General features: G+C 37.9%; 17 protein-coding genes. 10 read left to right on the forward strand and 7 right to left on the reverse strand.

From position 1 onward, the window contains the following. The 5 genes from J7J10_04135 to amrS all read right to left on the reverse strand — a co-directional run. The coding region (locus J7J10_04135; protein MCD6130118.1) for a transposase at positions 1-414 on the reverse strand (414 nt) is incomplete at its 3' end. Positions 415-542: 128 nt separating this feature from the next. Beyond that, entirely contained in the window at positions 543-1493 is a 951-nt protein-coding gene (locus tag J7J10_04140; protein ID MCD6130119.1) for a hypothetical protein, read from the reverse strand. After that, positions 1486-2100 (reverse strand): phosphoribosyltransferase, encoded by a 615-nt coding sequence (locus J7J10_04145; protein ID MCD6130120.1) that lies wholly within the window; start codon positions 2098-2100, stop codon positions 1486-1488. Before J7J10_04145 ends, J7J10_04140 begins: the two co-directional genes overlap by 8 nt. Then, on the reverse strand, positions 2093-2617 hold the full coding sequence (locus J7J10_04150; protein MCD6130121.1) for a hypoxanthine phosphoribosyltransferase: 525 nt from the start codon (positions 2615-2617) through the stop codon (positions 2093-2095). The genes J7J10_04145 and J7J10_04150 overlap by 8 nt, the downstream gene beginning before the upstream one ends. Further along, positions 2614-3630 (reverse strand): AmmeMemoRadiSam system radical SAM enzyme, encoded by a 1017-nt coding sequence (gene amrS, locus J7J10_04155; protein ID MCD6130122.1) that lies wholly within the window; start codon positions 3628-3630, stop codon positions 2614-2616. The genes J7J10_04150 and amrS overlap by 4 nt, the downstream gene beginning before the upstream one ends. 142 nt (positions 3631-3772) lie before the next feature. Here amrS and J7J10_04160 point away from each other — a divergent pair, with 142 nt between their 5' ends. Together J7J10_04160 and J7J10_04165 are read left to right on the forward strand one after the other, a co-directional pair. Continuing rightward, positions 3773-4186 (forward strand): hypothetical protein, encoded by a 414-nt coding sequence (locus J7J10_04160; protein MCD6130123.1) that lies wholly within the window; start codon positions 3773-3775, stop codon positions 4184-4186. Then, entirely contained in the window at positions 4183-4674 is a 492-nt protein-coding gene (locus J7J10_04165) for a permease (protein MCD6130124.1), read from the forward strand. The genes J7J10_04160 and J7J10_04165 overlap by 4 nt, the downstream gene beginning before the upstream one ends. A gap of 102 nt (positions 4675-4776) precedes the next feature. On the opposite strand, the gene J7J10_04170 is transcribed toward J7J10_04165, so the two are convergent. After that, on the reverse strand, positions 4777-5571 hold the full coding sequence (locus J7J10_04170) for a sulfite exporter TauE/SafE family protein (protein MCD6130125.1): 795 nt from the start codon (positions 5569-5571) through the stop codon (positions 4777-4779). 376 nt (positions 5572-5947) lie between these two features. Here J7J10_04170 and J7J10_04175 point away from each other — a divergent pair, with 376 nt between their 5' ends. The 5 genes from J7J10_04175 to J7J10_04195 are packed head-to-tail and all read left to right on the forward strand — an operon-like array spanning position 5948 to position 10376. After that, the gene (locus J7J10_04175) at positions 5948-6652 is read left to right on the forward strand and encodes an ABC transporter ATP-binding protein (protein MCD6130126.1); all 705 of its coding nucleotides are present in this window, start codon (positions 5948-5950) and stop codon (positions 6650-6652) included. Then, the gene (locus tag J7J10_04180; GenBank protein ID MCD6130127.1) at positions 6645-7883 is read left to right on the forward strand and encodes an ABC transporter permease; all 1239 of its coding nucleotides are present in this window, start codon (positions 6645-6647) and stop codon (positions 7881-7883) included. Before J7J10_04175 ends, J7J10_04180 begins: the two co-directional genes overlap by 8 nt. Positions 7884-7895: 12 nt before the next feature. Beyond that, positions 7896-8291: a NifB/NifX family molybdenum-iron cluster-binding protein gene (locus J7J10_04185; protein ID MCD6130128.1), complete on the forward strand. Its 396-nt coding sequence runs from the start codon at positions 7896-7898 to the stop codon at positions 8289-8291. Between the two features lies 1 nt (position 8292). After that, entirely contained in the window at positions 8293-9021 is a 729-nt protein-coding gene (locus J7J10_04190) for an outer membrane lipoprotein-sorting protein (GenBank protein ID MCD6130129.1), read from the forward strand. 26 nt (positions 9022-9047) lie between these two features. Continuing rightward, positions 9048-10376 (forward strand): hypothetical protein, encoded by a 1329-nt coding sequence (locus tag J7J10_04195; protein MCD6130130.1) that lies wholly within the window; start codon positions 9048-9050, stop codon positions 10374-10376. 67 nt (positions 10377-10443) lie between these two features. Here the strand turns inward: J7J10_04195 and J7J10_04200 are convergent, their stop codons facing one another. After that, positions 10444-11805: a sodium:solute symporter family protein gene (locus J7J10_04200; GenBank protein MCD6130131.1), complete on the reverse strand. Its 1362-nt coding sequence runs from the start codon at positions 11803-11805 to the stop codon at positions 10444-10446. Between the two features lie 105 nt (positions 11806-11910). Here J7J10_04200 and J7J10_04205 point away from each other — a divergent pair, with 105 nt between their 5' ends. The 3 genes from J7J10_04205 to J7J10_04215 all read left to right on the forward strand — a co-directional run. Further along, positions 11911-12789 (forward strand): M23 family metallopeptidase, encoded by an 879-nt coding sequence (locus tag J7J10_04205; protein MCD6130132.1) that lies wholly within the window; start codon positions 11911-11913, stop codon positions 12787-12789. Beyond that, positions 12773-13198, forward strand: coding sequence for a polymer-forming cytoskeletal protein (locus tag J7J10_04210; protein ID MCD6130133.1), 426 nt, complete (start codon positions 12773-12775; stop codon positions 13196-13198). The genes J7J10_04205 and J7J10_04210 overlap by 17 nt, the downstream gene beginning before the upstream one ends. Before the next feature lie 238 nt (positions 13199-13436). Further along, positions 13437-13869: phosphoribosylamine--glycine ligase (locus J7J10_04215; protein ID MCD6130134.1), on the forward strand; the 433-nt coding region annotated here is incomplete at its 3' end.

Below are 13869 nucleotides of genomic sequence, written 5' to 3' on the forward strand. Positions count from 1 at the left end.
ACTGACTAAGCTATAACTTATACATTGTCTTACAATCTCATCAAAAATCTCTTGAAAAATGCCACTTTGCTTGAATCTTCCATGGCGATTTTTGGAAAAAGTAGAATGGTCAGGAATTTCTTCATTCATATCTAAACTTACAAACCACCTATATCCAATATGCATCTTGACTTCTTCACATAACTTTCTCTCTGAAGTAATATCGTAAAGATATCCAATGAGAAGCATGCGAATGAGTATTTCAGGGTCAATGGATGGTCTACCTGTTTCGCTATAGAGATGTTTTACTTTCTTACGGATGAAAGAAAAATCAACATATTTATTGATCAGTCTTAAAATATGGTTTTTGGGAATCATATCTGCCATATTGAAGTAGTAAAATAACGGTTCTTGTGGATTTCTTTTCCCTAACATAAAGGCTTTCTCCTTGATATGAGATTGTGTAATTATACCATTTTTTTACTGAAAATATAAGATTTATCTATAAAATAGGTCACTTTTTCAACAGCCTGTGAAGACCTGACCCCTCCTCAGAACATTCCCTATATCATTAACAGGGATACATCTTGAGAAAACGGTTCTCCCTCCTTCGTATATTCTTTTCCTTCTAAACAGTAGTTTACCTTAATCCTTCTTTTCTTAGAATAATAGGCAATCAAAGAAGCAATAATCTTTTCATCTCCGATTTTAATTTTTTTGGCTACAGCTATCGCCCCCGGCCTTTCTACAGGAAAGAAACAAACATATCTCTTACAAAATCCTTGTAAATATTTACATTCTCTTTCATCTCGGGCTAAGACAACCTTTGCTCCCGATGGCAACCTAAAATGCCTGCCTGCTTCAAGTAAAATCACATCGGATAATTCTATACTTTCCTCGTTTTTTAAAAGTTCTTTAAATCTATGTGAAAACACTTCTTCTGTTAAAATACATCCACCAGCATGGGGGATATAACTTTTTATATTCAACCTTTCTTTTAACTCCATTTGTCTTTTCATTCCCCTACCCTGAATATCCAGACACCAATCTTCACTATCTTTATTTAAAAGCTTTTCTGAAAGCGGCCTCAATATTCTTATTCCTGTTTTCTTTTCTACAAGTCTAAATGTATTTTTGTTTTGCGTCATCGGTCTTTGTCCCAACACCTCACCGGTAGCAATAGCATCCGCCCCCATTTCTTCCTTCAACTCCCTTGCTCTATTCATCATAAATATGCGGCAATCTATACAGGGATTTGCCCCTTTCCCATAACCAAAACGAGGATGGAGTAATACCTTTTGAAAATAACAGTTTTTTGCATCCACAGCTATTAATCTTATATCTTCTTCATCAGCAATATCCCTTATCTTTCGTTCTATTTCTCCATCTATTTCTCTTCCTATAAAGCCCGTATCTATAAATAAAGCAACCACCTCCCAGCCGTTTTTCTGCAGCAGTTTGCACGCAATTATACTGTCCAGACCTCCAGAAAATAGCACTATTGCCTTACGCATTAAGATATTCTATAACCTCTTCGTCTGTGAGTTGATGAAAATCTTCATAAAATGAACCTATGGCCATAAAGAAATCAGGTTTTTCCACCACCACTATTTCAACTATCTTTTCAAATTTTTCTACTACTTCTGGTGGCGCTACTGGCACGGCAACGATAATCCTCTTTGGTTTTTTCTTCTTTAAACTATTTATAACAGAAAGCATAGTAAGTCCAGTGGCAATTCCATCATCCACTAAGATAACTTCTTTCCCCTGTATAGAAGGAAGTTTCCTTCCTTGACGATATTTCTGTATGTATTCTTCAATTTTTTTCTTTATTTCTTTTCTCTGTTGTTCAATATAGTCTCTATCATATTCCTCATAAACATTTATCTCTACATCACCCCATTCACTCATCGCTCCGATAGCATATTCAGGATTATAAGGTGCGCCAATCTTCTTTGAAATAACTATATCCATTGGAACATTCAATGCTTTCTTTATCATGCAAGCTACAGGAACACCCCCACGAGGTAAAGCTAAAATAATGGCATTCTTTGTATCTATATCCATTTTCTTTAATAAACAAACGAGGACTCTGCCCGCTTCCTCTCTGTCTTTAAACATCTTCTTCTATAATGCATATATCTTTTAATTCTCTGAACATCTCATCATAATCCATTCCAAACCCTACCAAAAATCCCTTCTCCACACGAAATAGAACAAAATCGGGCTCAATATCCTCTTCTCTTCTCTCTAACTTATCTACCGCTACACACACCTTGCAGGACACCGCCCCGTTTTTCTCTATATATTCTTTTAGCAACTTCATTGTTTTTCCTGTATCCAGTATATCATCAACAAGTAAGCAATTTCTTCCCGTAAAATCCTTTTTATTTCTTTCCAGCCATTTTAACTCGCCGCTTTTAGTGCCAGCATAACTTCTTACCCAAACAAAATCCGTATCAAATGGTATATGTAGTTTTGAGGTCAATATCTCAAAAAAGGGTTTGCCTCCCACCAGAGCATAAATAATAAGTGGATTTTTGTCTGCATATTGTTTATCAATTATAGAGGCAACTTTATCTGCCTTTTGCATAATCTCTTTTCTGGAGATGAGTTTTTTCAATCTGAATGATTTCATTTTTCCACTATATCAATTTTCGCACCGCAAAAAGGACACTTGCCATCTTTAATATGATTTTCAAATACAGAAAATCCTGTTCGCTTGATGAGCAATTTATGACAGTTGTAACAGTAAGTATTTTCTCCATCTCCTTCACCCGGCACATTTCCTAAATACACATATCTCAAACCTACCTGCAGCCCCATCTGTCTAATGTTGATGAGCGTTTTGGCAGGAGTAGGAAGAACTTCTTGTAACTTGTATGCTGGGTAAAAACGGCTTATATGCCAGGGTATGCCCGGGTCAATATCCTTTATAAATTGGGCAATGCTGATAATTTGCATGGGATCATCATTCATACCAGGTATAACAAGTGTAGTCACTTCTACCCAGATGCCCTTCTTTTTCATATATTCCATATTTTCCAACACCGGCTTTAATCTTCCTCCGCATACAGTATGGTAAAATTTCTCACTATAAGATTTTAAGTCAATATTTGCCGCATCCAAATAAGGCTGCATCATATCTATTGCCTCTTTGCTCATAAAACCATTTGTAATAAAGATATTTTTCATCCCTTCCTCTTTGGCTAATTTCATTGTATCCAGGGCATATTCAAAAAAAATCGTGGGCTCTGTATAGGTGTATGAAATGGATTTACATCCATTGTCTTTTGCCTCCTTTACAATTTGCTCCGGGGAAAGGTCAAAGCCTACAATTTCTCCATCATGTTCCTTTGGATATTGGGAAATCTCTGCATTTTGACAGTGAAGACAGGTAAAATTGCATCCTACAGTAGCAATAGAATAGCTCAAAGAGCCTGGTAAAAAATGAAAAAATGGTTTTTTCTCAATAGGGTCTATGTGATTGGCGATTGCTTTTCCATAAACAAGTGTATACAATGTTCCTTTTCTATTTTCTCTTACCCCGCATACACCTCTTTCCCCTTCCTTTATTACGCAGCGGTGATTACACAAATCACATCTTACTTTATTTTCAGAAAGCTTTTTATAGAGCAACGCTTCTTTCATTTGCCCTCCTATAAATTTTTATTCTTACAGTTTAACGGAATTAACAAATTTATCAACACTTTCTAATAATGAGATTGACTTTGACCAGAAAAACTCATTCTGCTATATTTATTTCATAGGAGCAGATGTGAATTTTCCACAAATCAAACAAGCTTTGTTAAAGACACTAAACAATTTCAAGCAAAGTCTCCCTATACTAATGGGAGTGTTGCTTTTAATTGCTCTAATAAATACTCTCATCCCAAAAAATATATATGCTAAAATCTTTACCGGCAATGCATTTATAGACCCTTTCATTGGTGCATTAACGGGTAGCGTGTTTACAGGAAATCCTATAACCAGCTATATTATTGGCGGTGAGCTTTTAAAACAAGGCATCAGTCTATTTGCTGTTGTAGCCTTTATACTCAGCTGGGTCACAGTAGGCATCGTTCAACTACCTATGGAAATACAGATATTGGGCAAGAAATTTGCTATTGTAAGAAATATTGTTAGTTTTATAACGGCCATTATAATATCTGTATTAGCAGTTTTTACATTAAGGTTGATACAATGAGATTAAGTGGAAACATAATATTTTTATCTATTGTCATCATTATTTATTTAGCCTTAGGAATAGCAGATTTTAATCTAATGAAATTATCCATTTCCAACTTTGAAAAGCTATTCTTAAAAATTTTACCTATACTCTGTGTTGTTTTTGTACTGATATTTTTATCCAATTTATTTTTAAAACCCCAAAAAATAGCAAAGCACTTCGGTAAAGGCTCGGGTATCTTGAGCTGGATTATTACCATTGTCGGAGGGATAATATCAATGGGTTCTGCTTATATATGGTATATTTTCCTCAAAGACTTAAAACAAAAGGGAATGAAAGCATCGCTCATCGTCGCTTTTTTATATTCCAGGGCAGTCAAAATACCTCTTCTTCCCATAATGATATACTATTTTGGTTATCCGCTTATTATAATACTCACCATTTATATGATTATCTTTTCCGTGATCAATGGATTAGTTGTTGAAAGGATAGTTAAGTCCTCATAAACTTGGAAGAATTATTAGCCACAGATTAGCACCGATGGACACAGATAAACATGGGGGGGGAAGTTGATAGTTGATAGTTGATGGTTGATGGTTTAAACTAAATTACATAATATGAAGAGCCTTCAATGCCATTATAGATGCCGCAAATATCAATATAACAGCAAAACCTATTCTCAAGAATTTTTCACTTAGCTTTGCGTGAAGTCTTGAACCAATTTGAGAACCAACTACTATGGCTGCACCAAATATCAAAGCTAATTCCCAATTTATACCTCCTTTTACAAGATGTCCCAAAAAACCCATAGAAGAAGACGCGAAGACGATAAATGTATTTGTTCCCATTGCAATTCTAAGTGGCATCCCGCAAATAAGAATTGCGATAGGTATAATCAATCCGCAGCCAGATATTCCTATCATTCCTGCTAAAAATCCTGCTATTACAACACCTATTGTAAGGTAAAATATATTTAAGTTATATTCGCCGCCTCCAAACCTCCTATGCCACACTCCAAATCCTTTAGCCTCAATATTTACATTCTTATTTAGGAAAAGTAGAAATGCTGCGACTATAAGAAATCCAATAAATAGCATTTTTAAATAGATGCCTGGTATTCCCTTAGATAAAAATCCTCCAAGAAAAGATGATATACCTACTATAAAAGCGGTAACAAGAGCAACAGGCCAATCTGTCAATTTATGCTTTTGTGAATAAATAAATACCATAGACAATCCCTGAAGGAATATAAGGAATAAACTTACACCTGCCGCAGTATAGAAAGAGATACCAAGTAAAGTAATCATTATAGGCAAATAAAGTTCTCCTCCACCTCTTCCAAACATAGAAAAGAAGAGAGACACTGCAAATATCAAAATAGCCGCTATTATAATTTCAATCATTTTTTACTCCTTAGAATATTTATTGTATTAATATTAATATAGAAATCCAATACTTTTTAATATTTTTCTCTTGTTATGAAACTTACGCCGAACAGAAGGATTGTGCATGTTAATCAAGAGAAATTTTTTACTATTGATAACAGCAATTCCTTAATTACAATAATAGTTTGCCATTTTGTTTTAATTATTGCATAATCTTCAAAATGTAATATTCCACATATACATAAAATAAGATGGAATAATGCAAAAAAAGGTTTGTTTAATGAATGTTGCTTGCAAGAAAACATAGAGAAATGGAGTACAAAAAAAGGTGTTTGCGTCGACCATAGGGATGGATTCCGACAGACAACGCTTACAGTTGTAAGGGAGAAACAATATGGCATTAATAACAGCAAAGAACATTTATAAGGATTACCAGACAGGAGAGATCAGCCTGAGGGCATTGAACAACCTGAATTTTGAGATTGAACCCGCTTCGTTTCTTTCCTTTGTCGGTCCCTCCGGAAGTGGCAAGACCACCCTTTTGAACCTCATCGGCTGTCTTGATACACCCACAGGCGGCAAGCTAACTGTGGCCGGCACAGATGTGGTCAATCTCAGCAGGAAACAGAGAGCCGCCTTCAGGGGCAAGCACATGGGATTCATCTTCCAGGATTTCAACCTTATTCCGGTTCTTACTGTATATGAAAATATTGAATATCCTCTCATCATGGTGCAGAATATTCCGTCGGAGGAAAGGAGGCGGCGTGTCTTAAGTCTCCTGAAATCAGTCGAGATGATGGAGCAGAAAGACAAATATCCCGATCAGATTTCAGGGGGACAGAAACAGAGGGTTGCTGTTGCAAGGGCACTGGTTACCGAACCTGAGCTTGTGCTTGCCGATGAACCAACGGCTAATCTCGATAGCAAAACGGCCTATATGATTATCGAACTCATGAAAGAGATGAAAAGAAAGTCCGGCACTACGTTTATCTTTTCCACTCACGATCAGAAAATCGTCGGCGCTGCTGAAATAATCTATACCCTTCAGGATGGAACAATTATTGATAGGAAGGATATGGGAAGGGACAATCATGTATAATCTTCTTAAGATAGCCATCAGAAATCTTACGAGATACCGCAGAAGAACCCTTCTGACGGCATCACTTATTATGGTCGGCGTTGTTTTTGTTCTGGTCTTTATGGGAGTTACGGGGTCTGTCAAAAGCCTCCTTATTGGACAGATTACGGACTCCATGCTCGGCCACTTGCAGATCCACAAAAAGGGATATGTTGCATCCATTGACAATCTCCCTCTGACAATAATGCTGACGCCGAAGAACATGCAGAAAATCGATCGTGCAATCAAAGAAATTCCCGAAATCGAGGCATATTCGACGCGAATCAAATTCGGAGGTCTGTTCAGCAATTATGTGGAGACTACGAATATCCGCCTGAATGGTGTTGTTCCAGAAATGGAATTAAAGACGGTACCTCTTTTACCGTCAAGAATTATCAAGGGCAAGAAGACACTGAAGAAAGGAAACATTCTCATACCGGAGCTTCTGGCCAGGGGAATGAAAGTAAAAGTGGGTGATGCAGTCGTGGTGATTGCCACCAACAAGGATGGGTCTGTTAACGGAAAACAATTCAATGTCAGCGGCATACTAGAAAGCGTCACCGGACCAGGAGGACGAGACGGCTATATTCACATTGAAGATGCCATGGAAGTTCTGAGAATGGATCAGATGGAAATAAGTGAGATAGTGCTGAGACTCAAGGACTTTGGTATGTTGCATGGCGTTTACGGATCCCTCATGAATACACTTTCCAAAGAAAAGAATAAAACGGGGAAGCCTATATTCGAGGTTCATACATGGGAAAAGCTTTCCCCTTTCTATAATATTGCGCGGATGATAGATATCATGACCTTCTTTATCAAGATCATGCTAATCGCCATGGTTCTCGTCAGCATCATGAATGTCATGATCATGGCGGTTTACGAACGAATGCGTGAAATAGGCACCATTTTAGCCATAGGAACAATGCCAGGCAAGATTCTTTCCATGTTTATTCTGGAGGGGCTTTCGATCGGCATCTTCGGAGCACTTATAGGCGATGTCATAGGCTGCATAATCATATACATATTGAACATCGCCCATATCACCTTCAACTTCGGCCGACAGACCGGGCTGTTGCTGGCACCCCATGTCAGTGTAGCTGATATTCTCATAGTTTCAGTAATCGTCATTATAGTATCCGTAGCGGCAAGCCTACAGCCTGCGTTCAAGGCATCGCGAATGGAGCCGATTGAAGCATTAAGACATATATAGGAGGAATTTGATATGAAAAGATCATTTTTTATAAGTCTTGCAATATTTTTTCTTTGTGCAGTTATGGTCAATGCTGCCGAGCTGGAAAAGATGAAAATCGCGGTTGCGGCCGGTAGTAAAACTGCAAAAGCATCTGTAAGCAATATGGCTGCTAAATGTCCTTATTATCTTATCTTTAATAACAAAGGGGAATTGACCGAGGTTATTGATAACCCTTACAAGAATGCAAGTCGTAGCGCCGGGCCTTCAACAGCAAATTTCCTTGCCCGGAGAGGCGTTACTATAGTAGTTGCCGGAAACTTTGGCTCGAAAATGATTAATACACTGAAAAACAACGGCATAACTCATTTTGAATTTAAGGGCAGTGTGGGTGATGCTGTGAAAAGGGCTTTAGAGGGGAAGCAGTAACATGCGAAAAATCATAATAGTCGTATTGCTGCTGCTCCTGGCCTTGCCAGCACTTGCAGTAGACGGAAACAGTGTTCTCCTACAGGTTGACAGAAACCTGAACCCCGATTCTTACGAATCATATAAAAAACTGATCAATATCGAACCCAGCGGCAAAAAAAAGGAATTCGTACTATTCACTGTAAAGAAGGGAAAAGATAAGGTGGCTGCCATATTTATTTCACCGGCAAGCGAAAAGGGGAGAAGCACTCTCCGTCTGGATGAAAACATGTGGCTTTATATCCCGAATGTGGGAAAGCCGATCCGTATCACCAGTCTCCAGTCTGTGGTCGGCGGCGTGTTCAACAACTCCGACATACTGCGACTCGACTATTCGTCTGAATACAATGTAGAAAAGATGGAGGATGTCGGCGATGAATACATCCTGCACCTGAAGGCAAAAACCAGGACTGTTGCCTATGACAAGCTGAAGATGTGGGTCCATAAGGAAAAACTCGTTCCCGTCAGGATCGAATGTCTTACCGAAACCTCCATGCTCGTGAAAACCATCTACTATAAAAATGTCAAAGATTTCGGCGGCGGAATCGTGCGACCGTCGGTAATCGAAACGGACAGTCCCCTTTACAGGGGATACAAGTCCGTCATGATCTTCGCGAAGATCAAGGCACGAGAGCTGAATGACGAGGTCTTTACCATGACCTTTATGCCGAATCTCGAGTCACTCCGCTGACAGTGGGGAACAACTTTGGTAGATAAGTGAAATCAATAAAATTTATAATACTAATTTTGTTCCTTGTGTCATTTCCTGCTTTTGCACAGGATGAATATTTCTTTGACCTTTCTGAAATAGAAAAGGAAATAGAGAAAAAGCCCTATACCATCGGAGGATATCTGGAATTTACGCCAAAATTTTTCTGGCTTGATCATGATGCCGCCTTTTACAAACTTAATTTTTACAACCATCCGGAAAAAGATTACCTCGATGAATACAACTTTAAGCTGTCAATAAACGGGGGATACAAGAAGGGGATTTCAGAGGTCTACATCCGGACAAATATAAATAAAACGGAGTCGGATATCAAATCCAGGACGGATGTTACCATCGATGAAGGATATCTGTCCGTCAAACCATCCTCCAGTTTCAACATCAGCATAGGCAAAAAAGCGCTTAAGTGGGGGAAGGGTTACGCATGGAATCCTGTGGCATTTGTCGGCCGGCCGAAGAATCCCAATGATCCCGACCTTGCTCTTGAAGGATATATCATGGCATCGGCAGATTACATAAAGAGTTTCTCCGGACCGTTGCAGACCATATCCGTCACTCCCGTTGTGATTCCCGTATATGAGCATATAAACAGTGAATTCGGCGTGCGGAACAACATAAATTATGCATGCAAAGTCTACTTTCTCCTCTATGATACGGACATCGATTTCATGTTTTTAAAGGGAAACAGTAAACCTTCTCGTTTCGGAGCAGACTTTTCCAGGAATATAACATCAAACCTTGAAATCCACGGTGAATTCGCATATATCGATGACATCACAAAAGTGACTGTTGACAGTGCCGGCAATAAAAAACAGTCAACCTATAATGCAAAAAGTTATCTTCTCGGCATCAGGTATCTCACGAAATCCGATACGACCTTCATTTGTGAATATTACCGTAACGGAACGGGACTTACAGGGGAAGATATGGAGGGGTTTTTCAGCCTTGTGAATAACGGTTATAATGCATACATTTTGTCAAACAATGAAACACTCCTGAAAAAGGCAAATACAATGACCAAAGGTAATTACGGAAGACCGAATCCCATGAGGGATTATATGTACCTGCGCATCTCACAGAAAGAGCCATTCGACATTCTTTATCTTACACCGTCAATCACATGCATATACAACATTAATGATAAAAGTTACTCCCTTTCTCCCGAGATTCTCTATACGGGGATTACAAACCTCGATTTGCGGCTGAAGGCCGCTTTCCTTACAGGACCTAACAGCTCCGAATTCGGTGAGAAACAGAATGACTGCCGCATTGAATTTAGGGCACGGTATTATTTTGACGCGGTAAGCCTGTTCAATTAGATCCACTATCAAAAAAATATTACCCTATTTTACCTATTTGGAATGGACGGCGTGCAAGGTGAGTAGATTAAGTTTTTTCTCTTGTTATGAAACTTACGCCGAACAGGAAGATTGTGCATATAACAATACCCATTAACGGTAGATATTCTTTAAAAGGGATATTGAGATGCGGAATTTTACCCAACAGTCCCACTGTTCCTCCGCCAACGAGGGCTGATAAGGCTCCTTTGGAACTTAGTTTTAATCTTTTTCTATAAAATCCTGCAATGGTGGGAATCACCAGACCGCAGGTAAAGATGGTATAGGCGAATAAAAGGGAAGAGATTACACCTTTTAAGGTTAGGGCTAAAACCAGTGCTATTAAACCTAAGATAACCAAATTTATTCGTGTAAACAAGATGGTCTTTTTTTCATTGAGTGAATAGAGATTTTTTAATATATCTTCAGTTAGAATAATACTTTGAGACAAGAGACAGGTGTCTGCGGAGGACATAAGTGCGGCAAGTAACGCGGCAAGGACAATTGCGTTTAAGCCAGGTGGCAATGCTTCCTTTATTATTTGAGGAAATGCTTGTTCGGGAGAGATTTCTGGATATAGAATCTTTGCGCCTATGCCTATCAAAGCAATGGCGAAAGCAAGGATAGTAATTATCACTGCTGTAATAAAAACAGATTTTCTTGCCACCTCTTTATCTTTGGCACAGAGTATTCTGGTATATATATCTGGTCCTACTACATAGGTTCCTCCTATTAAGATTAAGAATGAAAACATATCTAAAACACTAAATTTATCGCTTACGGGGAAAGAGAAATAATCAGGAGGAAGAGATTTTACTTCAAAACTGAAATTTAGGGACAATATTATTAAAACTAACACTATTCCAGAGATGAGGATTATGGCTTGCAGAAAATCTGTATGAATAATAGAAAATTGTCCTCCTAAGATAGCATAAATTACAAACACTATGGTAAAGATGACCATCCAGAAGGCGGCGGAACCCGTCCCTATAATGGATAAAACCTTTCCTGCCGCGACAATCTGGCCTGCCACCACGCCTGTCCAGGCAACAACAATAAGAATTGAGGCTGCTAATGCCACAGTGGTATTATATTGTTTTTTTAAAATTTCCGGGAGGGTATAGAGACAGGTAGCTCTTACTTTCTCTGCAAAAAAACAACCCAGGATTAAAAGACCACAGGTTCCTGAAAGAAGCCACCAGCTACCCACCAATCCCTGTTTAAATCCCAAACCTGCTAAACCAATAACAGACGAACCACCAATGATGGTAGCCAGCAAAGAACCTGAGATAAAAGCTAAATTGCCCTTTCTGCCTGCAACAAAAAAATCATCTTTACCTTTTGCTTTTTTCCTCTGCCATATTCCTATTCCAATCATGAGAAAAAAATATATAAAAATAATTGTAAACATATTCAATTTTATAAATTAACATGTCTAGTTTTGCAATACAATAGGAGAATAAGTTTGACAACAAAATTAAGGGAAGTTAAGATACAATTTAAGTGGATGAGGAGAATGAAGAAAAAAAGTATTAGTTTATTGTTTATACCTCACAATGGAGGTAAAACAATAGGATTTAAGCTTTCTGTTGTAAGTCTTGTTGGATGTGTAGTTTTAATGTTTATTGTCGTTTTATTTGCCCTTATTTCAGCAACAAAGATTGTGGATTACCATTTCTTAAAAAAAGATCTTACTTATTATCAAAAAAAGGCTGACGCTCTTAAAACTAAGTATGACAAAGATATTGGAACTTTAAAAATCACTCTTGCTCAGCTCAGGCAAACGGAAAATGAGTTGAAAAATTTGGTGAATATGGGTTCAAGAGAAAAAATCATCAAGTCAGTATCTATAAACAATAATGTAGAAAACACAGGTTCCATAGAAATTAGCGAGATAGAGAAAGAAATAAAAAAGAGACTTAATAGTGTAGAAGAGCTTAAGGGCTATTTAAGAGAGCAAAAATCTATTTACCAGTCTACACCTATTGGATATCCTGTGAAAGGGTACATTACCTCTGGTTTTGGATGGAGAATACATCCTATTACTAAGAGAAAGAGTTTTCACCACGGCGTAGACATAAGAGCACCATCAGGCACACCGATTCACTGCACAGCTGATGGTATTGTCAGCTATGAGGGTAAAACTAAGTACAATGGTAATTTTATTGTTATAGAGCATGGTTATGGTTTCTCTACTCTTTATGCCCATAATATGAGAAACTTGGTTAAAACAAAACAGAGAGTAAAGAGAGGAGATATTATCGCTTACTTAGGCTCAACAGGGCGAACTACAGGTCCACATCTTCACTATGAAGTCTGGAGAAATAGAAAGAAAGTAAACCCCTTGTCTTATTTGAACTCGCACTGGGGTGGTGGGAATGCTTGGAAAAAATAAGACTAAAGGCAATAGAGTGAATTCTTTCCTGGGAGAAGATACAATTTTTAGAGGAGAGGTTCAAACCAAAGGCACTCTACGGGTTGATGGAGAATTTGATGGCACACTTCAAGCAGACACTGTTATTGTTGGTGAAAAAGCAAGGATAAAAGGGAAAATAGTGGCGAAATCCGTGATTGTTAACGGCAGAATTGAGGCAAATAGCATTGATGCTAAGTCTGTTACTATTCAAACCAAGGGTCAAGTATACGGTGAGGTGAGAACACTAAATATTGTTATTTTTGAAGGTGGCATTTTTGAAGGAAAATGCATAAAAGCTAAAGAAAACAATATTGAGATCAACGGCAATCAAAAAGATTTGTCAGACAATCAGGTCTCAAACAACCTTTCTAAAGTTGGAAAAACATAGGATTGTAATTCTCACTTTAATGTGGGTAACATGAGTGGTCTGGATAATAAGCCTCTGCTTGGGTTTGAATTCTTTTTAAATCAGACAATGCCGACGCATCGTAGGCTTTTTTACTGTATCTCATATACTGAGGAATAGCAATTGCAGCTAAGATAGCAATAGTCGTCAAGACGATTTCTGCGAAGCGGAATTGAAAATTAATCCCTTTAATGTTATAAATACCTTCGGGGGGTATAGAATGAATGTTTTGGTTATCGGTGGAGGAGGAAGGGAACACTCTTTAGTATATAAATTAAAAGCGAACAGAGAGATAAAAAATCTCTTTACTGCTCCAGGAAATGCAGGCACAGAAAAATTATCTCAGAATGTAAATATTCCGCCAGAAAATATATCAGAGATAAAAAGTTTTTGTATTGAGAAAAAAATAGATTTGGTAGTAGTAGGACCAGAAAATCCTCTCGCCATTGGTATTGTAGATGATTTATCTAAATCAGGAATAAAGATCTTTGGACCCAATAAAAGAGCCACCATCATTGAATCAAGCAAAGTTTTTGCCAAGGAATTTATGCGAAGACATAATATTCCTACTGCCGATTTTTATATATTTGATGAGCTACAGACTACAAAAACATTTATACAAAAACACGGTTTGCCTATTGTAATTAAAGCGG

It is taken from the genome of Deltaproteobacteria bacterium (genome assembly GCA_021159305.1).
In the GTDB taxonomy this organism is placed as follows: Bacteria; Campylobacterota_A; Desulfurellia; order JAGGSF01; family JAGGSF01; genus JAGGSF01.